The organism is Mesoterricola sediminis, assembly GCF_030295425.1.
In the GTDB taxonomy this organism is placed as follows: Bacteria; Acidobacteriota; Holophagae; order Holophagales; family Holophagaceae; genus Mesoterricola; species Mesoterricola sediminis.
The window spans coordinates 1,918,130-1,943,789 of record NZ_AP027081.1 but is presented as its reverse complement, the minus strand read 5'-3'; the positions used below and the strand labels follow the sequence as shown (position 1 = coordinate 1,943,789).

At 66.2% G+C, this 25,660-nt stretch carries 25 protein-coding genes and 1 pseudogene; 14 read left to right on the top strand and 12 right to left on the bottom strand.

All coding sequences use genetic code 11. The annotated features are described in order from the left end of the window. Position 1: 1 nt before the first annotated feature. From R2J75_RS08600 to R2J75_RS08590, 3 genes are all read left to right on the top strand, one after another. Entirely contained in the window at positions 2-454 is a 453-nt protein-coding gene (locus R2J75_RS08600; protein WP_316411496.1) for a hypothetical protein, read from the top strand. A 66-nt stretch (positions 455-520) separates the two neighbouring features. Beyond that, positions 521-880: a hypothetical protein gene (locus tag R2J75_RS08595; RefSeq protein ID WP_243346745.1), complete on the top strand. Its 360-nt coding sequence runs from the start codon at positions 521-523 to the stop codon at positions 878-880. Further along, complete coding sequence (locus tag R2J75_RS08590; protein WP_243346743.1) at positions 837-1,544, top strand: CPBP family intramembrane glutamic endopeptidase; 708 nt, start codon at positions 837-839, stop codon at positions 1,542-1,544. The genes R2J75_RS08595 and R2J75_RS08590 overlap by 44 nt, the downstream gene beginning before the upstream one ends. A gap of 1,161 nt (positions 1,545-2,705) precedes the next feature. Here R2J75_RS08590 and R2J75_RS08585 read toward each other — a convergent pair. Further along, positions 2,706-3,095: a helix-turn-helix domain-containing protein gene (locus R2J75_RS08585; RefSeq protein WP_243346741.1), complete on the bottom strand. Its 390-nt coding sequence runs from the start codon at positions 3,093-3,095 to the stop codon at positions 2,706-2,708. Between the two features lie 114 nt (positions 3,096-3,209). Between R2J75_RS08585 and R2J75_RS08580 the strand changes: the two genes are divergently transcribed. From R2J75_RS08580 to istB, 9 genes are all read left to right on the top strand, one after another. Next, a complete protein-coding gene (locus R2J75_RS08580) occupies positions 3,210-6,227 on the top strand; it encodes a CHC2 zinc finger domain-containing protein (RefSeq protein WP_243346740.1) in 3,018 nt (1,005 codons plus the stop codon). An 18-nt stretch (positions 6,228-6,245) separates the two neighbouring features. Beyond that, on the top strand, positions 6,246-7,310 hold the full coding sequence (gene xerC / locus R2J75_RS08575) for a site-specific tyrosine recombinase XerC (protein ID WP_243346739.1): 1,065 nt from the start codon (positions 6,246-6,248) through the stop codon (positions 7,308-7,310). A gap of 358 nt (positions 7,311-7,668) precedes the next feature. Next, complete coding sequence (locus R2J75_RS08570) at positions 7,669-8,214, top strand: hypothetical protein (RefSeq protein ID WP_243346738.1); 546 nt, start codon at positions 7,669-7,671, stop codon at positions 8,212-8,214. Between the two features lie 248 nt (positions 8,215-8,462). Continuing rightward, complete coding sequence (locus R2J75_RS08565; RefSeq protein WP_316411495.1) at positions 8,463-8,969, top strand: hypothetical protein; 507 nt, start codon at positions 8,463-8,465, stop codon at positions 8,967-8,969. Positions 8,970-8,981: 12 nt separating this feature from the next. Continuing rightward, positions 8,982-9,449 carry a hypothetical protein gene (locus R2J75_RS08560; RefSeq protein WP_243346736.1) on the top strand — a complete coding sequence of 156 codons (468 nt, stop codon included), beginning with the start codon at positions 8,982-8,984 and terminating at the stop codon, positions 9,447-9,449. Between the two features lie 372 nt (positions 9,450-9,821). Then, a complete protein-coding gene (locus tag R2J75_RS08555) occupies positions 9,822-10,112 on the top strand; it encodes a hypothetical protein (protein WP_243346735.1) in 291 nt (96 codons plus the stop codon). Positions 10,113-10,285: 173 nt separating this feature from the next. Further along, complete coding sequence (locus tag R2J75_RS08550) at positions 10,286-11,167, top strand: ParB/RepB/Spo0J family partition protein (protein ID WP_279342097.1); 882 nt, start codon at positions 10,286-10,288, stop codon at positions 11,165-11,167. Then, positions 11,160-12,593, top strand: a complete 1,434-nt coding sequence (gene istA, locus R2J75_RS08545; RefSeq protein WP_316410280.1) for an IS21 family transposase — start codon at positions 11,160-11,162, stop codon at positions 12,591-12,593. Before R2J75_RS08550 ends, istA begins: the two co-directional genes overlap by 8 nt. Continuing rightward, on the top strand, positions 12,583-13,308 hold the full coding sequence (istB, locus tag R2J75_RS08540) for an IS21-like element helper ATPase IstB (RefSeq protein ID WP_243346733.1): 726 nt from the start codon (positions 12,583-12,585) through the stop codon (positions 13,306-13,308). The genes istA and istB overlap by 11 nt, the downstream gene beginning before the upstream one ends. Positions 13,309-13,831: 523 nt before the next feature. Here istB and R2J75_RS08535 read toward each other — a convergent pair. From R2J75_RS08535 to R2J75_RS08490, 10 genes and pseudogenes are all read right to left on the bottom strand, one after another. Then, positions 13,832-14,995 carry an IS256 family transposase gene (locus R2J75_RS08535; protein ID WP_279342096.1) on the bottom strand — a complete coding sequence of 388 codons (1,164 nt, stop codon included), beginning with the start codon at positions 14,993-14,995 and terminating at the stop codon, positions 13,832-13,834. Positions 14,996-15,128: 133 nt separating this feature from the next. Further along, positions 15,129-15,485 (bottom strand): annotated as a pseudogene (locus R2J75_RS08530) (transposase family protein); the annotation flags it as partial. A gap of 160 nt (positions 15,486-15,645) precedes the next feature. Beyond that, a complete protein-coding gene (locus R2J75_RS08525; RefSeq protein WP_243346731.1) occupies positions 15,646-16,917 on the bottom strand; it encodes an ISL3 family transposase in 1,272 nt (423 codons plus the stop codon). A gap of 291 nt (positions 16,918-17,208) precedes the next feature. After that, the gene (locus R2J75_RS08520) at positions 17,209-17,943 is read right to left on the bottom strand and encodes a tetratricopeptide repeat protein (protein WP_316411494.1); all 735 of its coding nucleotides are present in this window, start codon (positions 17,941-17,943) and stop codon (positions 17,209-17,211) included. A gap of 73 nt (positions 17,944-18,016) precedes the next feature. Next, on the bottom strand, positions 18,017-18,610 hold the full coding sequence (gene pal / locus R2J75_RS08515) for a peptidoglycan-associated lipoprotein Pal (RefSeq protein ID WP_243334401.1): 594 nt from the start codon (positions 18,608-18,610) through the stop codon (positions 18,017-18,019). Positions 18,611-18,675: 65 nt separating this feature from the next. Beyond that, positions 18,676-19,950, bottom strand: a complete 1,275-nt coding sequence (locus R2J75_RS08510; protein ID WP_243346727.1) for a hypothetical protein — start codon at positions 19,948-19,950, stop codon at positions 18,676-18,678. A gap of 88 nt (positions 19,951-20,038) precedes the next feature. Next, positions 20,039-20,464 (bottom strand): (deoxy)nucleoside triphosphate pyrophosphohydrolase, encoded by a 426-nt coding sequence (locus R2J75_RS08505; RefSeq protein WP_243334397.1) that lies wholly within the window; start codon positions 20,462-20,464, stop codon positions 20,039-20,041. After that, positions 20,461-21,267: a ribonuclease HII gene (locus tag R2J75_RS08500; protein WP_243334394.1), complete on the bottom strand. Its 807-nt coding sequence runs from the start codon at positions 21,265-21,267 to the stop codon at positions 20,461-20,463. The genes R2J75_RS08505 and R2J75_RS08500 overlap by 4 nt, the downstream gene beginning before the upstream one ends. Then, positions 21,264-23,060: a M61 family metallopeptidase gene (locus R2J75_RS08495; RefSeq protein WP_243334393.1), complete on the bottom strand. Its 1,797-nt coding sequence runs from the start codon at positions 23,058-23,060 to the stop codon at positions 21,264-21,266. Before R2J75_RS08495 ends, R2J75_RS08500 begins: the two co-directional genes overlap by 4 nt. Positions 23,061-23,073: 13 nt before the next feature. Continuing rightward, the gene (locus R2J75_RS08490; RefSeq protein ID WP_243334391.1) at positions 23,074-23,709 is read right to left on the bottom strand and encodes a DUF2520 domain-containing protein; all 636 of its coding nucleotides are present in this window, start codon (positions 23,707-23,709) and stop codon (positions 23,074-23,076) included. Positions 23,710-23,745: 36 nt separating this feature from the next. On the opposite strand from R2J75_RS08490, the gene R2J75_RS08485 reads away from it, so the two are divergent. Together R2J75_RS08485 and R2J75_RS08480 are read left to right on the top strand one after the other, a co-directional pair. Continuing rightward, positions 23,746-24,444: a hypothetical protein gene (locus tag R2J75_RS08485; RefSeq protein ID WP_243334387.1), complete on the top strand. Its 699-nt coding sequence runs from the start codon at positions 23,746-23,748 to the stop codon at positions 24,442-24,444. 55 nt (positions 24,445-24,499) lie between these two features. Next, positions 24,500-24,943: a hypothetical protein gene (locus tag R2J75_RS08480; protein WP_243334386.1), complete on the top strand. Its 444-nt coding sequence runs from the start codon at positions 24,500-24,502 to the stop codon at positions 24,941-24,943. A 3-nt stretch (positions 24,944-24,946) separates the two neighbouring features. Here R2J75_RS08480 and elbB read toward each other — a convergent pair whose 3' ends face one another. Continuing rightward, entirely contained in the window at positions 24,947-25,624 is a 678-nt protein-coding gene (gene elbB, locus R2J75_RS08475) for an isoprenoid biosynthesis glyoxalase ElbB (protein ID WP_243334384.1), read from the bottom strand. Positions 25,625-25,660 lie beyond the last annotated feature (36 nt).

The following is a 25,660-nucleotide window of genomic DNA, read 5'->3' as shown; positions in this document are numbered from 1 at the left end:
GATGCGTTGGGTAACTGCTTGCCTTGTTGCCTTTGTGGCTTATTCATTTGCCTTGGGCGGTGACCGTAGAGAATTTGAAGGCAGTGTTGATGCGGCATCACCGTCAAGCGCTTCAGTTGGCATAGAGAAGGTCTATGCAATGTTTTCTCGTTCTCAGTTAAATGAGATCAGAAAGGATCCAACTGCTATCATGCAATATCGGCTCCCCGATTGGATCGAAGGGAAATGGCTTGCAAAGGAGGACGACCCTTTATATGTTTGGTTTAAAGCACATGGGATTGAAATCCGTTCATCAATGAGTTTATTTATCGTTCGTGGGTTTCAGTTCAAGCTATGCGGTAAAAAATATAATATCCAGAAAGAATTGAAGCGTCCTGGATGGCAACTTCGTCCGCCTCCTCCACCTCCGCATCCTCCTTCTCTAGTGCCCCCGGTTACTTCTCCAGATCTTTGATATTTGTCACAAGCAGGTAAGGGGAACGGAATTGGAAGCAAAATCGCAAAGGCTTTCAAGGCGGTCTTGGGCAGCATTTTTAGTTCCAAAATGCCGAGAACAGCTGCCGCAAAGGCAGGTGTTGAGTTTGTCGTCGAGGGTACAAAAGGCTTAAAGAAGGGTGATGCCTTACGAGCTGAAGCGAGAGAAGCCGAGCGGCATCAGGATTCTGGCAATAATGACGAAGAAGAGAAGGCGGATAGGGCGATTGCTGAGTCCGGTAAAAAACAATTAGGCGTTGCGGCTTCAACCGGGAAAACTCTTGTCGAAAAGATGAAAGAAATGGTTTTCTCTGCAATTGGTGTTTCCACGAGTAGTGCCAGTAATAATGCAAAGGCTACACGTGCTGCTGAAAAGGACTCTTTGCCAGATTCCAAACCTGACTGATGTTCCTTTTTTTGGGGGGGGTATGTATACATTTGGCTCTAGGCGGATATTGCTTTGGTTGTTGCCTTGTTTCCTGCAGCCAGCTTTGGTCATTCTTTTTGGCTCATTTGGCATTGCCTTTCGGTCTCAGCGATATTTATTGTGGTATTTATGCTATCCCGTTGTGTTTTATTTGGTTCTGGCACTAGTTTTTTGGATGGCCCACAAAGGAATGTATGGTGTGCCAAAAGGCACATTCGGAAGATCTTTAATTTCTGCCGCTGGGGCCGTATTGGCATTATACCTGCTTTCAAGATGGGCGGCCCCCCAATGGCCCTGTCTAGCGAATTCAAAACCGTTAACGGATTTTATAGAAGGCCGGATTGTTGATAGCGCGGAGATTCCGAAAATATTTGTTTTATCGGGGTTTTTGATTTCTATGCTAATTGGGCCGATTGTTGAGGAGTTGTATTTCAGGCGCATGTTTCTGGGCTTATTCAATGGAAAAATATTTTATTGCTTGGGTGGATCAATTATATTTGCCATGGCTCATGTCTCCAGCGGAAATATTGTGATGGCGTTCTTTTTGGGAATTTGTTTGTCATTGGTGTACTTGTATTCTGGCAAAATTTGGATTTCATGCGTTCTGCATTCTGTTTTCAATTTTTTAGTAATTTTGAAATGATATGATATATAGCCATGGTATTAGTATGGATTTGGTGTGTAAATTGACGAGTTGTCGATGGCTTGAAGTTGCTTTTTTTTCTTTTTCTTTAATAGAGTGTCTAGCCGCTATCGTTTCTTCAAAAAATAAAAATGGCCTTTTGCCATATTTATTGTCATATTTGAATCCATTCACCTATTTTATTCCAAGCTCTGGAAAAACAGAATTGCACGTCCCGGCCCTGCGCATTGCTCTATTTATAACTCGCGTTGCTTTTGTCATTTACCTGGTGGGTTTTGGAATATGTTCTTTGGCTCGCTGATTATTATGTTTGTTCTGGATTTTTTTTGTGATTACATCCTTCTCGGGCGCCGGCCGGCTCGCCCTGGGCAACGGCCGCGCCTCCGCTCCGCTCCGTTGTCGCTGCGCTGCGTCACGCCCTTTGCTGCAGGGCGCCCGTGACGCAGCGCGTCCCATCCGGTCGTGCAGAGGGTAAGCGGCGGCCGAGACGGCGGCAACGCCGAGAGCCCAACGGGTCCCTCCAGTTCGCCGTGGCAGCAGTCATCGCCGCCAGCCGCGGCGGTCGGCAGGCGGCGCATTTTCGATAATCATGATTATCAAAAATGGTTCTGCTGAACCCCTCGTCGGCTACGCCGCCGAGCGCTTCATCGAACTCCCGCCGCCTGCCTAGACATAACGGTTCGCTATGTCTCCCGCCGCGGCTGGCTCATCGGCTCCGTTTGGGCGAACACCCGACGCAGGGGTTGGGCATTAGCGGCCTGGCGCTGATGCTCGGTCGCGCCGGCCGGCTCGCCCTCGGCCAGGGCCGCGCCTCCGCTGCGCTGCAGCACGCCCCTGGCAGCGAGGGCGCCCGTGGAAGGCGCCGACCCACCCGGCCCGTCAGGGACCGCCCAGACGCGGCGTAGCGCTCGCGCCCGGCCCATCCCCCCAGGCCGCGAGGGGGTGATGGGCCGGGACGGACGCAGCAGGATCGATTCGGGGAGGGGCCCCGGGATGGCCTGCGGGAGAGGGCTCCGAGCCGAACCCCGCAGCAGGAAGGCCGCTGCCGGCGCGCCGTTTCCTTGGTACGTACAGAAGAAGCGGCCCCCAACCCCCAGCGTCCAGGTGGGGGCTGCTTGGCTTTTAGCTGCTAAAGAAAAAACGACGAGCGAACCGGCAGGATCAGTGGACCGCCTGGGCCAGGACGCCGTCGAGCATGTCCATGAGGACCTGCTGGCGGGCGCGGGGGAGCTGGCGGATGCGTTCGAATTGCTGATCGAGCTTGGAAATGGGGCCGGGTTTGGCCTTTCGGGGGTTGGTGGTCTGGCCCAGCAGTTCGTTCGGGGTCATGCCGAGCAGTGCGCCCAGGGCGGGCAGCGCGAAGGTCGGGATGCGCACGTCGCCCACCTCGTAGTGCGCGTAGGTCTGCTGGGCGATGCCGAGCTGGTCGGCCATCTGCTGCTGGGTCAGGCCCCGCTTTTTCCGGGCCTGGGCGATGCGCGCGCCCATGGCTTTGAAGAACTGCTGCTCGTGGCTGTTCACGGTCGTCCTGTTCTGAATGACTCCAGCCATGAGCGTAGGGACTCCTTTCGGGGCAGGCTTGACGATACTCGTAATGCGGGTAGTCTGCAACGTGGACATTTTTTCAAAAAGCACTTGACAGGTTTTTCGCGGACGGAGGATTTCATGGCCCGTATTGCCGATGCCGAGCTGGAGCGGTTGAAGGCCGAGGTTTCGGTGGAGCGGCTGGTGGAGGCGGCCGGGATCGAGCTGACCCGGAACGGCAAGGACCGGCTCGGCAAGTGCCCTTTCCATGCCGACGGCGAGGCCTCGCTGGTGGTGACACCCGCCAAGAACCTGTTCCACTGCTTTGGCTGCGGGACCGGCGGCGGTCCGATCGACTGGGTGATGAAGCTCCAGGGCATCAGCTTCCGGCATGCGGTGGAGCAGCTGCGGGCGGACCTCGCCCCGGGCGCCCCGGCGTCGGGCCCGGTGGCCTCGAGCGCCCTGCGCAAGCTACCGCCAGCCGTGGCTTTCGACGCCGACGACCAGGCCCTGCTGCGGCAGGTGATCGGCTACTACCACGACACCCTCAAGCGCAGCGCCGAGGCCCTGGACTACCTCAAGACCCGCGGGATCGCGCATCCGGAGGCGGTGACGAGGTTCCAGCTGGGCTACGCGAACCGGACGCTGAGCTATGGCCTCCCGGGCAAGGCCTGGAAGGAGGGCGGCAGGATCCGCGGCCAGCTGGCGAAGCTCGGCATCTACCGGGAGTCTGGCCACGAGCATTTCAACGGCAGCCTGGTGATCCCGATCCTGGACGAGGCCGGCAACGTCACCGAGGTCTACGGCCGCAAGCTCCTGGACAACCTGCGCAAGGGCACGCCCTATCACATGTACCTGCCGGGGCCGCACAAGGGCGTGTGGAACGTGGCGGCGCTGGCCGAGAGCAAGGAGATCATCCTGTGCGAGGCGCTGATCGACGCGCTGACGTTCTGGTGCGCCGGGTATCGCAATGTCACCGCGGCCTACGGGGTGGAGGGGTTCACCCCGGACCACCTGGCCGCGTTCCAGCGCTACGGGACGGAGCGGGTGCTGATCGCCTACGACCGGGACGAGGCCGGGGACCGCGCCGCGGAGAAGCTCGCCGCCAAGCTGATGGCGCACGGGATCGCCTGCTACCGGATCCAGTTCCCGAAGGGCATGGACGCCAACGAGTACGCCCTGAAAGTGGCTCCGGCCGCCAAAAGCCTGGGCCTGGCGATCCGGAGCGCGGAATGGCTGGGCCAGGGGAAGGCGCCGGCGCGGCCGGAGCCGGTGCTGGTCGCGCCGGAAGAAACCAGCCACCAGGCTCCCGAACCCGCCCCGGCGGAACCGGAGTCCCCGGTGCTTCCTCCTTTAGCCGCCGAACCGGCCCCGGCTGTGTCGCTGGACGCGGTGGCGCTGCCGGCGTCGCCGGTGCCGCCGGCGCCCAGCGGCGAGGTTCCGGCCGAGGCCCAGGGCAAGGACCTGCTGCTGACCCTGGAGGACCGCCAGTACCGGGTCCGCGGCTGGGAGAAGCCGCTGAACCCCGAGACCCTGAAGGTGAACCTGATGGTGACCCGGGGTGAGCACTTCTTTGTGGACACCCTGGACCTCTACCAGGCCAAGGCCCGGGTGGCGTTCATCCGCCAAGCCAGCCTGGAGCTGTCCGAGGCCGAGGACCGGCTGAAGCAGGACCTGGGGAAGATCCTGCGCAAGGTCGAGGAGGTCCAGGCCGACCAGTTGGCCGAGGCCCTGGCGGAGAAGGAGAAGAAGCCCGAGCTCAGCCGGGAGGAGCACGTGGAGGCCCTGGAACTGCTCAAGGCGCCGGACCTGACCCAGCTCGTCCTCCGGCACTTCGAGCGGATGGGGATCGTCGGGGAGGAGCCCAACAAGCTCACCGGCTACCTGGCCGCCGTCTCGCGGCTGCTGGACCGGCCCCTGGCCCTGCTGATCCAGTCGGCCAGCGCCGCCGGCAAGTCCAGCCTGATGGACGCCATGCTGGACCTGATGCCCGAGGAGGACGTGGTGCGCTATTCGGCCATGTCCGGGCAGAGCCTGTTCTACATGGGCGACCGGGCGCTAAGGCACAAGATCCTCGCCATCGCCGAGGAGGAGGGCGCCAAACAGGCCGCCTATGCCCTGAAGCTGCTCCAGTCCGAAGGCCGGGTCACCATGGCTTCCACCGGCAAGGACCCCCAAACGGGGATGCTCACGACCCACGACTACACCGTGGAAGGCCCAGTGATGCTGTGCCTGACCACCACGGCGATCGACCTGGACGAGGAACTGCTGAACCGCTGTCTGGTGCTGACGGTGAACGAGAGCCGGGAGCAGACCCGGGCCATCCACGCCCTGCAGCGGCGGCGGGAGACGCTGGAAGGGCTGATCGCCAAGCCCGAGCGGGAGCGGCTGCAGAAGCTGCACCGCAACGCCCAGCGCCTGCTGCAGCCGCTGGCGGTGGTGAACCCCTACGCCGACCAGCTGAGTTTCCGGGACGACCAGACCCGGAGCCGGCGCGACCACGTGAAGTACCTGACCCTGATCCGGTCCATCGCCCTGCTGCACCAGTTCCAGCGGGAGGTGAAGGTGCGGGACGGCCTGCGCTACATCGAGGTCACCAAGGACGACATCGCGCTGGCCAACGACCTGGCCCAGGAGGTGTTCTACCGGACCGTGGACGAGCTGCTGCCACAGACCCGCAAGCTGCTGACCCTGCTCCATGCCTGGGTGCAGGCGGAGTGCGAGCGCCAGGGCGTGGCCCAGGCGGACTTCCAGTTCACCCGCCGGCAGGCGCGGGAGGCCTGCGGCTGGGGGGACACCCAGATGAAGATCCACCTGGCCCGGCTGCAGGAGATGGAGTTCGTGGTGGCGCACAAGGGCCGCCAGGGCCAGACGTTCCTGTACGAGCTGCTCTACCAGGGGGAGGACGCCGAGGGCCGGGCGCGGCGCCTGGGTCTGATTGACGCCGAGGCCCTCGCGGCTTTGGCTACGACGGTGACTTCGCGGGGTGGGGCGGACCACTTCGCGGCCCCCGGTCGGGGGGTGGTCGGGGGGGTGTCGGGGGGTGGTCGGAGCGGTTCGGACCCGATGAACGTGAGGCTGCTGGCGGGTTTGCGGTTCAGGCGGTCCTCGCAGGCGGGAAAACGCACGGTACCGCCTTCGAAGAAGACCCTGTCGTAGTCCAGGAGCCGTAGCCTCATGCCGAAGAAGGGCCAGAAACGCGCCGTGAAGCCCCCGGTGGGGGATGTCCGGGATCCGGACAGCCTGTATCACCACATGCTCCGCTACCTGGAGCACTTGGCCGAGAAGAACTACAGCCCGCGCACCATCGAAACCCGGGAAAGCTACCTGCGCTATCTCATCGCCTGGTGCGACGACCGGGGCCTGACCAAGCCCCAGGAGATCGACCGGCCCATCCTGGAGCGCTACCAGCGCTACCTGTTCTACTACCGCAAGGCCGACGGCGAGCCGCTCTCGACGCGCAGCCAGCACAGCCGGATCATCCCGATCCGGCATTGGTTCTCCTGGTTGGTGAAGAAGGGGCACCTGCTCTACAGCCCGGCCACGGACCTGGAGCTGCCCCGGCTGGAGAAGCGGCTGCCCAAGGCCATCCTCAGCGCCCGGGAGGCGGAGACGGTGCTGGCGGTGCCGGACCTGGGCAACGCCTCCGGCCTACGCGACCGGGCCATCCTGGAGACCTTCTACAGCACCGGGATGCGCCGGCTGGAGCTGATCAACCTCACGGTGCACAGCATCGACGCCGAGCGCGGGACGGTGATGATCCGCCAGGGCAAGGGCCGCAAGGACCGGATGATCCCGATCGGGGAGCGGGCCCTGGCCTGGGTCCAGCGCTACAAGGAGAGCGCCAGGCCGGACCTGGTGGCCGCCAGGGACGACGGCACGCTGTTCCTGTCCGAATGGGGTGAGGCGTTCACGCCCAACGCCATGACGCGGCTGGTGCGGGTCTACGTGGAGAAGTCGGGGGTCGGCAAGAAGGGCGCCTGCCACCTGTTCCGGCACACGATGGCGACGCTGATGCTGGAGGGTGGCGCGGACATCCGGTTCATCCAGGCCATGCTCGGCCACGTGGAACTGAGCACGACGCAGATCTACACGCAGGTGAGCATCCGCCTGCTCAAGAGCGTCCACGCCGCCACCCACCCGGGACGGCTGCCCGAGGTGGGGGAGCATGACGAGGAGCCCACTGCGGAGGACCTGCTGGAGGCGCTGGAGCGCGAGGCGGAAGAGGAAGACGAGGGCTGACCAGGGGGAGGCTGCCCCGAGCCCAGGAGCACTGGGAGCACCGATGACCACCAGGGATAACCCTTAGCACATGGGAGCACTGGAGGGTCTGGGACAAGTGTTCGAACTGCATGATTTATAAAAATTCAATGCACGGAATTGTGTAGCCCGGTTGCCGGATTGCTTTAGCTGCCTATGATTCGTGGCGTGGGTTGATGGATTCCTGGGCATCGCCCGGCTAAACATTATTGCGTATTTCATGGAGTGGTTTGACTTACGACACGATACTTGAATTGGGGACCGACACCAGAGCTCGCGACCTGGTGGGTCAGGAATTCCAACCTTCTGACCACGGTCCCCTCCTTTCAGGGGGGCTCCAATGAATGTCAAACAGCAGTACGCCAGGGGCAAGAAGATGCAGGCGAAGAACCTGAAGCTCCGGGAGAAGCTCTGGGCTGACGTGCCCGATGAGGAACTGTGGCTCCGGCTGAAGCAGAAGGGATTCACCACCATTCCCAGGACCATGCCGATCATCGTCAACATCATTGACGCCCTCACCAAGAACGCGGCTGCCGGATACACGTACTTCTGCCTGTGGTGCAGGAGTTTCGACGCGCAGGTGATCGACATTCCTCATCCCGCGGACCTGGCTGCTGAATCCGGATTCTCGGGGGAGCGTGCCGTTTCCACCTGGCGGCAACGCATGAAGGCCCTGAAGGAGCACGGGTTCATCATGTGCGAGGAGGGGACCCACGACTACCAATACGTCCTGCTCCTCAATCCCCACAAGGTGATCCAGAGGAAGGAAGGCGAAGTCCCGAAAAAGCTATTTGCCCAGCTCCTCAATCGCGCATTCGATGTCGGGGCGAGGGACATGACGGAAGAGGAGCCCGCCTCCGAGGCAACCGGAGGGAGCAAGGATTGAGGCCGCGGAACCACCGACGGGGAGGTTACCCTACAGGGGTGCCTCCCCTCAGCGTTGTTCCTTCTTTAGCCGCTCATCCAGGCTGCCGCCCTCGGCGCGGCGGGAAAAGCGCGTCAGGGGGTCTCCGGCGCTACAATGGCGGATCGGTCTTTGAAAAGCGTTGCGGTACAAGGGGAATCGCCCTGCGCGGATGGGAACCGCGGTGGGGTGCTGCGTTGTCGCAAACAGATTTTCTTTCCAAGGATACGTTGAAGAAGCTAGGGCTTTCGACTGACTTGAAGGTGACTGCCGTGCAGTTGGTCGGTGCGGTTCTTGCTCAAGAGTTCCGCGATGAAGGCGCCGCCGCCGTTCAGGCTGGTGCCATTGCTTTCGCCAACCGAGTTGCCCAAGTGCAGGAGGAAGGAGCGAATTGGGGGCAAAAGCAAGGCGTTTCCCAGCCAGGGCTTACCAATAATTTGATGCTTCAGCTAATCAGTTCTCCGAACCAGTTCACGGCACTGGCGATCAACCCCAATAGGATCAGCAATATTTTGGCGGGTAAGGTCAATAGCTCCGAGTATGGCTATGCAACCCAAAAGTTAGCGAGCTTTAACGATGGTAAAACTACCCGCGAAGCATTCCGCCAAATATGGAACGGGAATACCAAGCTCTATGATGTCGGGACAAGAGATCAGTGGCGAAGCTACGGACCAAGTAACCCAGGGCATCAGCTCAGAAAAAATTCTTTGGTTATTGGCAACACGGATTTCTTCTGAACGGAGTAGGTAATGGTTGTATTGAAGCGTCTTGCATTGATCGTCGCGGTTGGACTGATTCATCCTTGCCTGATGGGGCAAGCTACATCAGCTCCAGCCGTGGCGCTCCATGGCGAGGATATTCGGTTCGATGGTAGGTTTGCGCACATTCGCGGGAAGATGCCATCTCGGGGAGGCATGTGGTTTTATAGCGTTAGGCAACGCACCGCCAACCTATACATATTTAGTCTCTGGCAGTTCAGCGAGTTCAAGGATCGCGCAGAAAAGGACAAGAGCTTTTATCGTGCGAAGTCCTGGACGGTGGAGGTCCTAGACTCCCAGTCACAACCAGAGAACGAAGTTATTTTCGACAATGCAAATGACTTCTTTTTCTGGGGCAAGGTCAGCTCAAAAGCCGGTCGATCCGAGCTTTCAATCAAGATGATCGAGGGGTTGCCTAGCGCCACTTATGGTCCTGTCCAACTCCAGCCATTGCAGTAGGCAATACTCTTATGAGCACTCCCAGCCCCGGTTCGCCGGGGCTTTTTCATGGCTGCTGCCCTGGATCGTTCCCGTAGGAAAGGCACTGGCGGTGTTGCTCGCTGCTGCTGCGTGGTAGTGAACTCCACCAGGAGGATGCTCTACTTGGTCTTCGACGCTCTCCAGAATCGGCATAGGCCTGCTCTCCAAAACCAGGCCATCGGCGGCTGAGACCTGAGCATCCCTGCTCTCCAGAATCGGCCACCTCTCCTTGTTCCCCCTGGTCCCGAGCGTGGAGGCCGGACAGGCTTGAGCACCCCCTTTCCAAGGAGGCCCGGCATGCTCAAGGCTCGGCCCTGCCTTATTTGCAGGAAATGGTTCCACCCAGACCGGATGGTTGGGGAGCGGCAGCGCGTCTGCGGGGCCCCCTCCTGCCAGAAGGAGCGGCACCGGCGGGCCTGCGCCCGGTTCCATGACCGGGACCCGGACTACGACCGCCACACCCGGTTCACCGCCAAGTTGGTGCAGGTGGGGGCCGGGGGAAAGGGGACGGTGCCTGCGGAGGCCATCGACTGGCGCTACGCCCGGAAGGTGGTCGGGCTGGAAATCAGCGCCCTGGTCGAGGAGAGCGGCAAAGTCCTCCTGCGCCAGGCGCGAGACGCAGTTCTCGTGCAACTCAAATGAAATCACGAGGTATCGACAAACATGATATTTCCCGGCCGCGAGACGCAGCTTCCGCCCAACCTCCTATGGAATCAATAAAATAAAGACATACTTCCCCCCCTCCACCTGCGAGACGACCTCGAAAGGCTCCCCCGGGGTTTCCTACCCTGTTGGCCGTCCTTTCGGGTGGCGCCATGGACCTCGAATTCCACCAGATCGATCTCCGCTACGAGCATCTGCGTCGCCGTGATCCCCAGGGCGAGCGTCAACTGCTGGCCTCCCTGGCCGCGGATGGCCAGAAGGTGCCGGTGGTGGTGCTGGCCCTGGGGCAGGACCGTTACGCCCTCCTGGACGGCTACAAGCGTTTCCGGGCCCTGCGCCGCCTGAAGCGGGACACGCTGGAGGCCGCCCTCTGGTACCTGGGCGAGGTCGATGCCCTGCTGCTGGAGCGGATGATGCGGACCTCTGAGCCGGACAGCGCCCTGGAGGAGGCATGGTTCCTGTGCGAGCTGCGGGACCGGTTCCAGATGCCGCCCGAGGAACTGGCCAGGCGTTTCGGGCGCACCCCGAGCTGGGTATCCCGGCGGCTGGCCCTGGTGGAGGAACTGCCCGGCGAGGTGCAGGAGCACGTGCTATTCGGCCGGCTTTCCGCCCACACCGCCATGAAGGTCCTGGTCCCGTTGGCGCGCGCCAACCGCCGGGACTGCCTGAACCTGTGCACGGCCCTGCTGAAGGCCCCGTTCACCACCCGGGAGGCCGTGGCCCTCAAGGCCGCCTGGCAGCAAAGCCGGGCCGAGGCCCGTGAACGCCTCCTGGCCGATCCCGTGCTGTTCCTCCGCTCCCAGCGGGCCCTGGCGGCCCCGGAGGGCCTGGCCAACCCGTTCCATCTCTGGCTGGAGGACCTGGGCACCCTGGCGGCGGTGGCCCGCAGGGCCAAGCAGCACCTGGGCCGCGGGGCGCTGGTCCTGCACCACTCCGCGTCGGAGGTCCAGGAGGCCAGCGCCGCCCTGCGCCAGGCCGCCGGCGACTGCCAGGCCCTGTTCCAGCGCAGCGAGCGAGAGCTGCCCCATGCTTGACGAGTCGAAACGGACCGCCATCCTGGTGCTCCGCGAGCAGGGGCACACGATCCGGGGCATCGCCCGGGCCGTGAGGGCCTCGCGGGACACCGTGGGCCGGGTGCTGGCGGCAGGGGCCCCGACGATCCCCGAAAACCAGCGGCCGGAGAAGGCCGAGCCGCACCGGGAGGAGATCCTGGAACTGTTCCCGGCCTGCAAGGGCAACCTGATCCGGGTCCACGAGATCCTGCGCGAACGCGGCGCCGACCTGTCCTACCAGGCGCTGACGGGGTTCTGCCGCCGCCACGGCATCGGCCACCCGGGACCCCAGCCCTCCGGGGAATACCATTTCCAACCCGGCGAGGAGATGCAGCACGACACCAGTCCGCACCGGGTGCGGATCGGGGAGCGGATGCTCCTCATCCAGGACGCAAGCCTGGTGCTCTGCCATTCCCGGATGCTGTTCCACCAGTACTACCCGACCTTCAACCGCTTCTGGTGCAAGGTGTTCCTCACGGAAGCCCTGCAGTTCTTTGGTGGGGCCTGCGCCCGCTGCATGATCGACAACACCCACGTGGTGGTGTCCCAGGGCACGGGGGCGTCCATGATCCCCGCGCCGGAGATGGCGGCATTCGCCGAGCGGTTCGGATTCGAGTTCCGCGCCCATGCGCTGGGCCATGCCAACCGCAGCGCCCGGGTGGAGCGGCCATTCGATTACATCGAGAACAACTTCCTGGCCGGCCGCGAATTCCGGGACTGGGACGATCTCAACCGGCAGGCCCGGGACTGGTGCGAGAAGGTCAACGCCACCCGCAAGCGCAGCCTCCAGGCCAGCCCGAGGGAGCTGTTCCTGGAGGAGCGGACCCAGCTCAGGCCGCTGCCCATCTGGGTCCCCACCGTCTACCAGCTCCACCAGAGGATCGGGGACATCCAGGGCTTCGTCAGCATCGGAGGCAACCGCTACTCCATCCCCTATGCGCTGATCGGCCACCAGCTCGAAGTGCGGGAGACCCGCGACCAGATCGAGGTCTTTGTTGGTCCAAGGCAGGTGGCTACCCACCGCAAGGTGCTGGACGCCTCCGGCCAGCGGGTGATCGATCCCGCCCACCGGGCCCCTCGCGGCCAGGGCCGGAGCAAACGAACCACCAGCCCTGAGGAGGTGGACCTGCTGCTGGCAGAGCCGGCCCTGGCCGGGTACGTCGCCGCCTTCCGGGTCCGGCATCCGGGCCGGATGCTGCGCATGCTGAGGCGGCTGCAGGCCATGGTCCGGGACTACCCCCGCGCCCCGCTGCTGGCCGCCATCGGGACCGCCCTGGAATACGGCCTGTTCGACCTGGAGCGGCTGGACCGGATGGTGCTTCGGCACATCGCCCGGGAGTACTTCGTACTCGGAGACACCGCCGGCGACCCCACCCCTGATCCCAAGGAGGACGACCATGAAGGATGACTTGGAGCAACTGCTCAGAAACCTGCATCTGGGGCGGATGGCCGAGATCCTGGACCAGGAGTTGGCGGAGGCCGCCAAGGAGGAGCCCTCCTACGAGGAGTTCCTGGCGCGGCTGCTGCGGGCGCAATGGCATCACCAGCAGGAATCGGCGATGGCCTACCGGATCCGGCAGGCCAGGCTTCCGGAGAACTGGACCCTGGAGAGCTTCCCCTACAAGCAGCAGCCCTCCGTCAACCAGCGCCAGATCCGGTCCTTCGGTGAACTGGACTTCATCGCCAAGGCCGAGAACATCGTGTTCATCGGCCCGACCGGGGTGGGCAAGACGGGGCTGGCGTCCGGGATCCTCCTCAAGGCCCTGCAGAACGGGCACCGCGGCCTGTTCATCCGCGCCCAGGACCTGTTCGACGAGATGTACGCCTCCCTGGCGGACAGGTCCTCCCGCAAGCTCCTGACACGCCTGTCCCGGATCCAGGTCCTCCTGATCGACGAACTGGGCTACCTGAACATCAAGCCGGAGCAGACCAACATCTTTTTCAAGCTCATGGAGGAGCGTTACAACCGCTACCCCACGATCATCACCACCAACCTGGACTTCCCTGAGTGGCAGAACTTCCTGGGCAACCCGGGACTGGTGGAAGCCCTGCTGAGCCGGCTGCGGCACCGGTGCAAGACGGTGCGCATCAACGGCGTGTCCCTGCGTGACCCACAGGGCTGAGCCCTGAGCCCCCAGACCCCGGGCCAGGACAGCACTCGGCGCTCCGGCCTACGGCCTCCGCCCCGAGTGCTGCCCTGGCCCGGAGTTTCGCTGATGGCTGCCATCCGCCCAGGATTCCGATCCTGTTTCAGGTGTGGACTGCTTCTGGAGAGCAGAAGCGGCCTGGTTTTGGTTAGCATCCAAGCCCGGGTTCTCCACACGGGCCGCTGGGCCCTTGAGCAGCAGCATGCCATGAGCCGCCCCCTGTCGCCGGCTGCTGCGCAGCGGCTCGCCTCCGGCATCACCCTGCCGGACACCTGATTGCCTTCCATTGATTACCCCCTCCTGGTGGTCCAGGAAATTGGGGCGCGGCCCATGGAGAACGCGTAGCGGTCTCCAGGCGTAGCCCGAGGCTGTGGGAAGCTTGTGGGCAGGCCCGCAGGGCCGGTGCGCGCAGCGCAGTCCACAGGCTTTCCATGGCCGAGTACGCTCCACAGAGCATGGGTCGGCGCCTTCAGGGCCTGGAGCAGCCAACGCAACCAAATCACGCAGGACTCCCCATGTGCATCCAGACCAGGCCGGTCCAGGCCTCGTGCTGCTCCATCAGGAGGGCGCCGTAGATCCGCTCCCGGCTCTCGGCGTTCGGCCAGACCCGCACCAGGCGGCTCTTTCGCTTCAGCTCCTGGTTGAAGCGCTCGACCATGTTGGTGGTCCGTAGGCGCTTGTGGTGACCCTCGGGCAGGTCCAGGACGGCCAGGAGGCTGTCCAGGTGCTCCTCGACGTAGTCCACCGCCTTGGGCGATTTCTCCGCCCAGTGGGCCCGGAGGAGGTCCAGGAGTTCAACGGCCCGCTTCCGGTCAGCGGCATGCAGAACGGCCCTCACGTCGGCGCGGAACGCCTTCTGATCCGCCATCTTCACCTGCTCTATGGCCCTGCGCAGGAAGTGGGCCTGGCACTCCTGCCAACTCGAACCCGGGAAGGCCTTTGTCGCCGCCTGACAGAGGCCTTCGTGGGCGTCCGAGACCAGGGTATCCACCCCTTTCAGGCCCCGGGCTTTCAGGTCCTTGAACAGGGCCTCCCAGGCCACCTCCGTCTCGCCGCCCCAATCCAGCCAGCCCAGGACTTCCCGCTCACCCTTCTCGTTCACTCCGGCGGCCCAGAGGAAGGCCCGGCTGCGCACCCGGTGCCCCTCGCGCACCTTGTCAAACCGGGCGTCCACAATGAGATATGGGTAGGTCTCCAGGGGCCGCGTCCGGAATGCCTCCACCGCAGGCTCCAGGTCTTTCACGAGCTGCGAGACCAAACTGGGGCTCACCTCCGCGCCAAATGCCTCCTCGGCCAGGCGGCTCACGTTCCGGTTCGACACGCCGGCCAGGACCATCTCCCCGCAGGCCGCCAGCAGGGCCCGCTCGGAGCGCTGCCAGCGGTCAAAGAGGGTGGGCCGGAAGCCGCCGTTCCTGGCCTGCGGGATCGAAAGGTCCAGGGCGCCCGCCACCGTCTGAAAACCCCGCGCCTTGTAGCCGTTCCGGTAGCCGTTGGGCCGCTCCAGTCCGCGGGCGTTCCAGGGGGCGCCGAAGTGGGCGTCGGCCTGCGTATTGATCAGGGCCTGGGCCACGGCTTCCACCAGGACCCGGAAGCCCTCCCCACCCGGTTGCGAAAACAGTCCTTCCACAGTCCCCTCGGGGACCTCAAACTTCAACTCGGCCATTGGTTTCCTTTCGTAGGCTTGCTTGCTCGCAACTTCAAACCTACTGGAGCCAGTGGCCCCTTTGCTACCCGGCCGCCGGGAATGGCGCGGGCGCTAACTTACAGAAGCTTTTATACACAACCGCCGCCTCGCGCACGGTCATGGACCGGACCAGCACCATCAGCAGGGCCTCGAACATCAGGGTGAACCCGGACCCTGGGCGCGCCCACGGGACCTGCACCTGCTTGACTCCGTCCTTGTCGCACTTGCAGCGCGGGACACGGGCCGTCAGGTAGCAGGCGTAATGGAAGAAGTTCATGTGCCTCCAGGTCCTCTCCTCGGTGTCGTGAACCTTGCAGGGCTGGCCGCAGACCGGACATGGGAAGTCCGCGCCTCGCTGGAAGTTGATGAGGATGTCCAGCCGGTGGGCCTCCTCGTCGAACTTGAGGTCCACGACCTCCCAGGGGGCCTGCAGACCCAGAGCCATGGTGAAGAGCACTTTCGTATCCATGGACCCATCTTCCCAGGCCCTTCTCTTTCCTGGAAACCCAGTCGGGCCGGTTGGACTCGGAGGTCCCATTCCTCCTCAAGGACATGCGGGGTCTCTGGCCAGCCTATTCCGCCGATTACCCACACGAAACAGCGACGGACCCTTTCGGTTCCTCGCTGTTTCAGGTGGGTGACGGGGTAGCCGAGCCCAGGGGCGAGCCCCAGAGGGGCTCCAGGCCATCGAACCGGAGCTTCCCGGCGATGAGGTAGGCCATGGCGATGATGTTCCGGGTGGTCCGGTAGCCTCGGGCCTTCGCCTTGGCGGCTTGGATGAGCGAGTTGATGCCCTCCAGGATGCCGTTGGTCAGGCCCTTCACGAACCAGCGCAGGACACCGGCGGCATGGTCCCGGAGGGTCTGGGCGAACTTCACGAACGGCAGCATCTCGGACTCCGTGGCCATCTCGCACCATTCCTCCAGGAAGGTGGCGGCGGCCGTCGGGTTTGCCTGCTCGTAGAAGTCCTGGAGCGTGAGCTTCATCCGGTAGGCTTCGGCAGTCCGGAGGTTGGAACACTTCAGGTCGTCGAGGCGCTCCCGCTGCCGGCGGGAAAGGTTCGAGGGGTTCTTGAGCCAGCAGTAGCGAGTGCGCTTGAGTTCCGGGTGTTCCTTGGCCTCGATCCGCCGAACCTGGTCGACGGCCTCATTGGCCATCTTCATGACGTGGAACCGGTCGAAGGTCAGATGAATGTTCGGGAAGTACGCCTGGAGTCCGTTGATGAAAGCCTGGTGCATGTCGATGCAGGCCTCCTCGATGTTCTCGGGCTTGCCCCCGTGGGCGATCAGGTCCTCCTTGAAGGCCTTGGCGGTGGCCGTATCCCCGCCCTCGGTGGCGAACAGCAGAGTCCGGGTGGCCATGTCCATGAACAGGGTGATGTAGTTCTGCCCGCGCCGGGATGATTCGACGCAGTGCGTCTCATCATCGACGCCGATCTGGGTCACGGCGGCCATGTCCTTGGCCTTTCGCCCTTCCTTTACGTAATGGTGGAGGACGCGCCAAAGCCGGGTGTCGTGCTCGCCCATGATCCGGGCCACCGCCGCCACCGGCATGGCCTGGACCAGGGTCATGGCCAGGGCCTCGAACAGCAGGGTGAACCCGGAGCCCTCCCGGGCCCAGGGCACCGGCACCTGCTTCACGCCGTGCTCATCGCACTTGCAACGCGGCACCCGGGCCGTGAGATAGGCCGCGTGCTGGAAGAAGTCCAGATGTCGCCAGGTCTTCTCCTCGGTGTCGTGGACCTTGCTGGACTGGCCACAGACCGGGCACGGGAAGGAGGCGCCGCGCTGGAAGTCCACGAGGATATCCAGGCGCCTGTCTGCGGGGTTGAAGTCGAGGGATTTGACCTCCCAGGGAGCCTGGAGGCCGAGGGCCATGGTGAAGAGGGCGTTCGTATCCATGCCTCCATGATCCTCGACCCGACCCACCCCGGGGGCGATGCACGGGCATGGAAAGCTCGCGGATTCCCCTCCGGGGAACGGGCTCCGCCCGCCCTCCGGGTCCGCAACCCTCCCACACCCTGGCCTTCGGCTGGAAACCGCAAGCGGTTCCCACATCGCCCCCTTGCCGGTCAGCAGCAGGGGCTACCCACACGATTCAGCGAGGAGGCGAATTCTCAGCGTCCCATCGTTTGGTGGGACGCTGAGAAGGAAGTATGAAACAAATTTTCAAGGGACTTCCCGGGTGAAGCACTAGAGTCCCAGGTCGTCCAGTTCCTGTTTGGCGGTGCGGGCTTCAGGGCTGCCCTGGAAGGCCTCCGTGATCTCCTTGAAGGCCCGGATCGCGGCGGGCTTGAGGCCCTGCTTGAGCAGGGACTGGGCGCGCTTGAGCTTGGCCGGGAGGAACTGGTTGGAGTTGGGGAACTCCTTGATGATCCGTTCGAAAGCCGGCTGGGCCTGGTTGTACAGCTTCTGGTTGTAGTTGGCGAGACCGAGGTAGAAGAGGGCGTCGGGCGCGTGGGCGCTCTGGGGCCGGCTCTTGAGGAAGAGGGCCAGACCGTCGGCGGCCAGGGCGTAGTTGCCGCGGTTGTAGTCCAGCACGGCGGCGTTGAAGGCCTTCTCGTCCTCGGACGTGGCGCCCGCGTCCTCCTGGGGGGCCGCGGGACGCGCCGGAGGGGCGGCGCGCCGCTGCTGGACGGCGTCGCCCAGGCGGTTGTTCAGGACGCGGGTGGCGTCCTGGAGCTGGCGCATCGTTTCCTGCAGGTCGGCCCGGAAACGGGTCTCCTGGGCCCGGCTGGTGGCGCCGGCCTCGCGGTCCTCGTCGGCCTTCTTGTTGGCGTCTTCGACCTGGGAACGGAGCTTGAAGATCTCGACCTTGAGATCGGTGACTTGGTCCTCCACCCGCTTGAGGCGGTCCTCGGAGGAGCAGCCGACGCCCAGGGCCAGGCCGGCCAGGGCAAGGGAGGTGATGAGGGTCCTGCTGATCATGGATCGACTCCGAAAGAGAAAGGGCGGAGGATGTGCGTCCCCCGCCCTTCCGAGTCACATGGCGGCCAGGCTCCTACTGGAGCTTGAACTCGCAGCGGCGGTTTTCGAGCCAGCTCTTCTCGTCGTGGCCCTGGACCAGCGGCTTCTCCTTGCCGTAGCTGATCGTGGAGAGGCGGTCGGAAGCGACGCCGAGGCCCACCAGGTAGGCCTGGGCGGCGTGGGAGCGGCGCTCGCCGAGGGCGAGGTTGTACTCGACCGTGCCGCGCTCGTCGCAGTGGCCTTCGATCTGGAGCTTGGCCTGGGGATAGGCCTTCATGAAGTCGGCGATCGCCTGGAGCTTGGCCTTGTCGGCCTCGCGGATCTCGGACTTGTCGAAGTCGAAGTTGATGTTCTTCAGGGCGGCCTCGGCGGCGCGGCGGAAGGCGGCTTCCTTCTCGGCGGCGGCGGCGGCGGCGGCCTTGCGGGCGGCCTCGGCCTCGGCCTGGGCCTTCAGGCGGGCAGCTTCCTCAGCGGCGCGCTTCTGGGCGTCCAGCTCTTCCTGCGAGGGACCGGCGGGCGCGACGGGCTTCGGGGGCTCGACGGGAGCGGGCGCGGGCTTCTTGCAGGCCACACCGACACCCAGCGTGAGCACCACGGAAAGAGGAATGAGGTTTCGAACGAAGCGCATGATTGGTTCCTCCAACACGCTTTAAGTTTAACGCGCCCCGGGAACTCCGGGAGTCAATTATTTCCTCATCTTGAACGGATCCACTTGGGACTTTGGCACCCCGAGAGCTCGGTGAGCTTCCGGAGGTTGGTGCCGGAGAGGTCGGTGCTATAAAGCTGCATTCCGCCCCTGGACCCGCTGGTGAAGATGATCCGGCGCTCGTCAGGGGACCAGCAGGGGGATTCCGAGCTGGCGACGCCGGTCGTGATCTGGTAGGACTTGCCATCCCCCAGTTTGTAGACGAAAAGGTCGAATTTGCCCTCGAACCGGGACACGTAGGCGATCATGGACCCGCCGGGGCTCCAGGCCGGGCTGCCGTTGTAGTTCCCCTCCCGGGTGAGGCGGCGGACGTTGGAGCCGTCCTCCTCCATCAGGTAGATCTGGGGGCTGCCCTCCCGGTCGGAGGTGAAGGCCAGCTGGGTGCCGGTGGGGTTCCAGCTGGGGTCGGTGTTCAGGCAGTTGCTGTCGGTGAGGCGCCGGACCTTCCCGGTGGGGACGTCCAGGACGATGATGTCGGTGTTCCCGCGGCGATCCCCCTGCACCAGGGCCAGGCGGCGGCCGTCGGGGCTCCAGACGGGGCAGAAGCAGTGGCCGTCGACCTTGCCGGCGGTGGGGAAGAGCCGGACCATGGGGCCGCCCACGGTCCGCTGGCCCCAGATCTCGGGGCCCCCGCCCTTGTAGGTGACGAAGGCCAGGCGGCCGTCGGGGGCCACGGAGGGGGAGAGGGTGAGGCTGCGGTAGGCGGTGAGGGGCACGGCGTTCGCGCCGTCCCGGTCCATCTGGAAGAGTTCCTTGATCCCTGGGCTCAGCTGGCGGACGAAGACGATGGAGGTGCTGGCCGCGCCGGACTGGCCCGTCAGGCGGGAGACGAGGTCGTCGGAGAGCTTGTGGGCCATCCGGCGGAGGGCGGCCTCCTTCCCCGTGTAGCGCTTGGAGAAGACGGCGGTGCGGGCCTTCTTGTCCTGCCCGGCCTTGACGTCGACCACCTGGGCGACCACCTCGATGCCGTCGGCGGTGGCGCTGACGGCGGTCGTGAGGAGCCACTCGGCGCCGGCGTCGGCCCAGAGCCGGTACGAGGCCGGATCGGTGGCGGAGGGGAGCCCGTCCTTGAGGACCGAGAAGGGGCCGGCCTCGGCGAGATCCCGGGCCAGGACGGCGTGGAAGTCCCCGCTGACCTTCGCCTCCGGAACGCCGTTGGCGGCGGGGCGCGGCACCGCGATGGCGAGCTTCGCGCCCAGGGAGGCCTCGAGCACCACCTCCTGGCTCTGCGGGGCGGGTGCGCAGAGGACCGGTGCCGCCATGAGCATCAGCCCGAGGAGTGCGCGTCCTGCAACGTTTCCAATCAAACCCGGAACGGCCATGCCCCCACTATACGCCCGGGAACGGCGTTCAGGGCCAATTTTCCGCGCCGGCCGAGATTTTCCGGAGCTCCTGCTCGGCGCGGTCCAGCAGCGGGAGCAGGTTCCGGTTGGCCTCGGGCATGGGCAGGGCCGCCACCTGGGCCCGCGTCAGGCGTGCCCAGCCGAGGTGGGTGGCGGGGCTTCCCGGCCCGGCGCAGGCGAACACGCTGAAGACGACCCGGAGGCCCGGGTAGGTGTAGGTGACGGTGGGCAGGGGCGCGACGGCCGCCGGCTCCCAGTCCAGCTCCTCCCGGAGCTCCCGCAGGAGGGCCTCGCGGGGGGTCTCGCCGGGCTCGGCCTTGCCGCCGGGGAATTCCCAGAGGCCCGGGAACCGCCTGGCGGCGGGATCCCTGCGCTGCACGAAGAAGCGCCCGCCGTCGATGACGAGGGCGAGGGAGACCTGGAGGGGCGTCATCCGAGGTCCTCCGCGGCGAGCACGGCCAGGCGCTCCGCGTAGCGGGAGCGGAGGCTCTCGACCCAGGCCGGCCGGAGCCGGCCGTAGGCGGGCCTCAGGCGGGCCTCGACCCAGGCCTGCAGGTCGGCGACGGTGGCGCAGGCCTCGAGCGCGGCCGAGAGGGCCGCGGGCAGATCCTCGTCCGGCCTCAGGAGCGCGGCCACGGGGGCGTAGCTGACGCGGTGGAGGGGCGAGGCGCCGAGGCCGGCCAGGGCCTTCCGGTGGGCGGGGGTGCCGTAGCCCTTGTTGGCGGCGAAGGCGTAGCCCGGGTGCTCCTGGTCGAGGGCCTCCATGAGGGCGTCCCGGTGGGCCTTGGCGAGGATGGAGGCGCAGGCCACGGCGCAGCTGAGCGCGTCCCCGTCCACCACGAGGCGCTCCGGGAGCCCGGTCCGGGGGGCCCGGTTGCCGTCCACGAGGAGGATCCGGGGCTTCACGCCGCATCGCCCCACGGCGAGCCGCATGGCCTGGAGGGAGGCCTCGAGGATGTTGTCCCGGTCGATGGCGAGGTTGTCCACCTCGGCGACGCCCCAGGCGGGGAGCACCATCTTGAGCTCCTCGGCCAGGGCCTTGCGCTTGTCCGGAGGCACCAGCTTGCTGTCCCTGGCCTCCCTCAGGACATGGCCCCACTTGGCGGCCGCGGCCGGGTCGAGGACGGCGCATGCCGCCACCACCGGTCCGGCCCAGGCCCCGCGGCCGGCCTCGTCGACGCCCCCCCAGGGCAGGCCCGGGGGGAGGTTGCCCAGATCCCAGTCGAGCGGGTTCATGGGCGCTTCCCCGGGAAGGGCTGCCCCGTCCAGGCCTCGAAGGCGGCCCGCTGGGCGGCGCCGGCGCGGGGATCCGCGCCGATGGACGTGGTCCGGTGGGGGCTCTCGGAGAGGATCAGGTCGTAGGCCTCCACCCGGCCCCGGTCGGTGGCGAGGACGCGCACGCGGTCCCCGGGGGCGAAGTCGCCGATGCGGCCCTGGACCTCCTGGGCGGTGGCGGTGCGCCACCCGTCCACCGCGAGGATCTCCATGCCGTAGCCCAGGCCGGCCCGGGCCGCGGGCGAGCCGGGCAGGACGTTCTGGACGGAGGGCGACGCGCCCTGGAAGGCCAGGCCGGCCCAGGTGCGGGCGCGCCGCTGGGCGTCGGGATCCCCGGCCTCCCCGGCGGGCAGGGCCTCCCAGGGGGACCGCACGGTGAAGGTGAGGCCGTAGGCCCGGGAGATGGCCTCGGCGTCGAGCTCGGCGCACCCCTGGATCCAGCGGCTCCAGAAGGGACCGGGGTCCTTCCCGGCGAGCTCGCGGTAGGCGGCGCGGATGTCGGCGTCGGACAGGTGCCCGTCCCCGTTGCGGGCCCAGAGGAGGGCGAAGAGCGCGTCCAGGCCCGAGGCGCCGCCGGAGGCGAGGCGGATCTCGGCGTCCATCATCCAGCCCACCATGGAGCCCTTGTCGTAGTAGCTCACGGTGCCGTTCGTGGAGAATTCGGTCGGCTTGTAGTGGCGGATCCAGGCGTCGAAGCTGGAGGCCTCCAGGTCCTGCTCGTGGCGCCCGGGGCGCGTGGTGTTGTCCGTCCAGGAGGCGGAGAGCTTCCGGGCGACCCAGGGCCAGGGAACCACGCCGGCCCGCAGGGCGATGGCGAACTGCATGAAGCTGGTGAAGCCCTCGTGGAACCAGAGCAGGCGGGTGTAGGTCTCGGATCCGTAGTCGAAGGGCCCCAGGGCCGCGTCCCGGAGCCGCTTCACGTTCCAGACGTGGAAGAACTCGTGGGCGATCAGGAGGAAGAGGTCCCAGTAGCCCTCGGCCCGCTCCAGCTGGTGGGGGTCCGCGAGCAGGGAGGTGGAGTCCCGATGCTCCAGGCCGCCCCTGGCCTTGGGGCTGAACGTGAGGAGGAAGAGGTAGCGCTTGAAGGGGAAGCCCCCGAAGATCCGGGCGCAGGCGGCGACGATGGCCTCGGTGCCCTCCACGATCCGGTTCTCGTCCCCGGGATGGGCGCCGGTGATCGCCACCTGGAACTCGCAGCCCCGGACGCGGAAGCCGTGGGTTCGGAAGGTGCCGAGCTCGAAGGGGCTGTCCACGAGCGTGTCGTGGTCCTGGGCCGCGTAGCCGCGCTCCCGCCGGGGGAGGGCGGTCGCCACGCGCCAGGCCTTGGGCCAGCCCTCGAAGCGGACCTCCCAGGGGCGCGAAGTCTGCCCTTCCAGGTAGAGGAAGGTCGCGGCCCCCACCAGGTGGGCATGGGCGGCGTCCATGTGGTTGGTGCGGACGGTGAGCTCGTTGCAGAAGAGGCGGTAGGTGACGCGGAGCCCGCCGGGGCTGGCGGGAAGCCGCCAGCGCTGCTTGTCGAGCTTCTCCGCGGCCAGGGGCCGGCCCTCCCCGTCCTCCACCCTTAGCCGGTCCAGGAACCGGGCGTAGTCCCGCACCAGGTAGGACCCGGGCGTCCAGGCTGGCAACGCGGCCACGGTGGGCTTGGCCACGGCCTCCGGCGGGAAGGTGAGTTCCACTTCGAGTTCGTGCATGGACAGGCTCAGCGGCCGGAGGACGGCGGTCACCGGGGCTGGCGGGGTGCTGCGGGGGGGCATGGCGACTCCTGGTTCACATGGATCCGAGCTGGAGGAAGAGGCTGCGCCAGGGTTCGCCCAGCGCGGCCGCGTCACGTTCGATGGTCTCCCGGTCCCCCCGGACGAAGGGGCCGGTGCGGCCCCCGGCTCCGTGGGCCTCGATGTTCCGGAGGGTGGACTCGGCGAGGGGGGCGTAGGCCCGGCCGGGCAGGTCCACCCCCGCCTCGGCCAGACGGGCCCGGGCCCCCAGCCAGAGCGTGGCCACGTGGCCCGAGGCCAGCACCGCGCAGGCGTGGTAGAGGGGTTTCAGGTCCGGCGGGAGCTGGAAGGGGGCGAAGCCGAGGCCCGTGAAGGCCTCCAGGATCACCGCGGGCACCTCGCCGGTCAGGGCCAGGGGGGCGCCGTGCCAATCCGCCGGCCGGCCATCAAAACTAACGAGCGGATGGGCGCAGGGCACCCCCGGCAGGTGGAGGCTCCCCGACAGATGGACGCAGCGGCCCGGGAAGGCCGCGGCGGCCTCGGCCAGGGCCCGGTCCGGCAGGGCCAGGAGCACGAGGCCCCCGGGCCGGGCCGATCCCGGCAGGAGGGGGTGCCGTCCCGCCCAGGCTTCCGCCAGGGCCCGGCCGGCCCGGCCCCGGCCCAGAACGGAGAAGGTGCGGAAGGCATCCATGTACCAAGTTTGCCCGATTCGTCCCAGAATGGGTCCGTGACCTGGCCCCTCCCGCCCGAAATGCCCTGGCCCCAGTTCCTCCGGCGCCTGAGGCATCCCTCTCCGCCCCCGGGCTGGCTGGAGGCGGCCGCGGCCCTGGAGGAGGTGGCCCGGCGGCCGCCCCTCCTCCGCTGGATCGCGCAGCATCCGAGGACCCCGGCCCACGTGCGGGCCCGGCTCCTGCCCACCCTGCCCTGGCGCACGCTGGCGGCCATCGCCCAGGACGCCTCCGCCCACCCCCAGGCCCGGGCCCACGCCACGGAGCGCCTCGTCTTCCTGTGGACGGGCCTCACCGGTGGCGAGCGGCGGAGCCTCGCGCCCCTGGCCCCCCGTCCTTTATGGCCCCTCATCTGGAAGCAGCCCGACGCGCGGGTGCTGGCGGCCTTCCTGCAGCACCCCCGGCTTTCGCCCGAGGTGCTGGCGGGCCTGATCCTGCCGCCGCTGCGCCCGGCCCAGGCGGAGGCCCTCCAGGCCTCCCGGTGGCTGGACCTGGTGCCCATCGCCCACCAGGTCCTGGTGGCGTTGGACGCCGGCCTGGCCGATCCCGGCAGCGGCCTGGTGCTCGGCATGGCCTCCCCCTGGATCAAGGCCCTGCCAGAAACCGAACGTTTGGTTGCCGCTTCCCGCCTGCGTTATCCGGCCTTGCGCCGCATGGCCCGGGCCTGGGCCGCCCCCCCGGTGGAAGAAGGACTATGATTTTTTAAACCACCGGCCCCTGGCCGGAATCCAAGTGAACAACCGGAGGTTCCCCATGCGCACCCCGCTCACCCTCGCGTTCGTCGCCGCCCTGGCCGCGGCCCCGGCGGAGGCCCAGATCAGCCTTCATATCGACATCGGCCTGCCCGCCGCCCCGCCCCTCGTCGCCGTGGCGCCCCGGGTCCAGGTGGTGGAGGGCTTCGGCGACGAGGTCTTCTTCTATGGCGGCTGGTACTGGTGCCGGCGCCCGGACGGTTGGTTCAGGGCCCGGACGCCTCGCGAGCGCTTCGCCTTCGTGGAGGTCCGCCGCGTCCCCCGCGACCTGGTGCGGCTCCCTCCCGGCCGGTACCGCAACTGGCACCGGGAGGAGCGCCGGGAGGAACGGCGTGAATGGCGCCGGGAGGAGCGTCGGGAGGACCGGCGCGAGGACCGGCGCGAGGACCGGGGCCGCGGTCCCGGCCATGACCACGGCGAGCACCGCGGCCACGGCCACGACTGAGGCTCAGATCCGGGCGATCACCTCGGCCACGCAGCGTTCGATGCCGGTCCACACGTCGCTGAGGCGGGCGTCGTCGAACATGTAGGCCGGGGTGGTGACGAGCTTCAGGGCCTCGTCCACGACGATCTCCCGGGCGCCGGGGACGGCGACGTGCTCGATGCCGAGCTGCGCCATGGCGCCCTCCACCCCCTGGCCGGAGCCGAGGGTGAGGCGCCCCCGGCGGCCGGTGGCGTGGAGCGCCAGGGCCACGAGGGCCGGGGCGATGCAGATGGCGCCCACGGGCTTGCCGGCCTCGAAGAAGGCCTTCACGAAGGCCAGCACGTCGCCGCGCACCGAGGCCGCCGCCCCCTGCGCGGCGAAGGTGCAGAGGTTCTTGGCGACGCCGAAGCCGCCGGGAAGGACCAGGGCGTCGAAGGCGGCGGGGTCGGCCTTGGCCACGTCGGCGCACTTGCCGAAGCGGGCGATGCGGGAGGCCTCTTCCAGGATGTTGCGGGTCCCGGCGCCGGGCCTGCCGGTGCGGTGATCCACGACGGAGGCCTGGTCCCCGTCCGGCGCCAGGCACTGCACCCGGGCCCCGGCCTGGTCCAGGGCCAGCAGGGCGAAGACGGACTCGCGGATCTCCGCGCCGTCCATGTGGCCGCATCCGGCCAGGAGTACCGCGACGTTGGGAACACGAGCCATATCCACCTCCGGCCCCCATTATCCCCTATCCTGGTC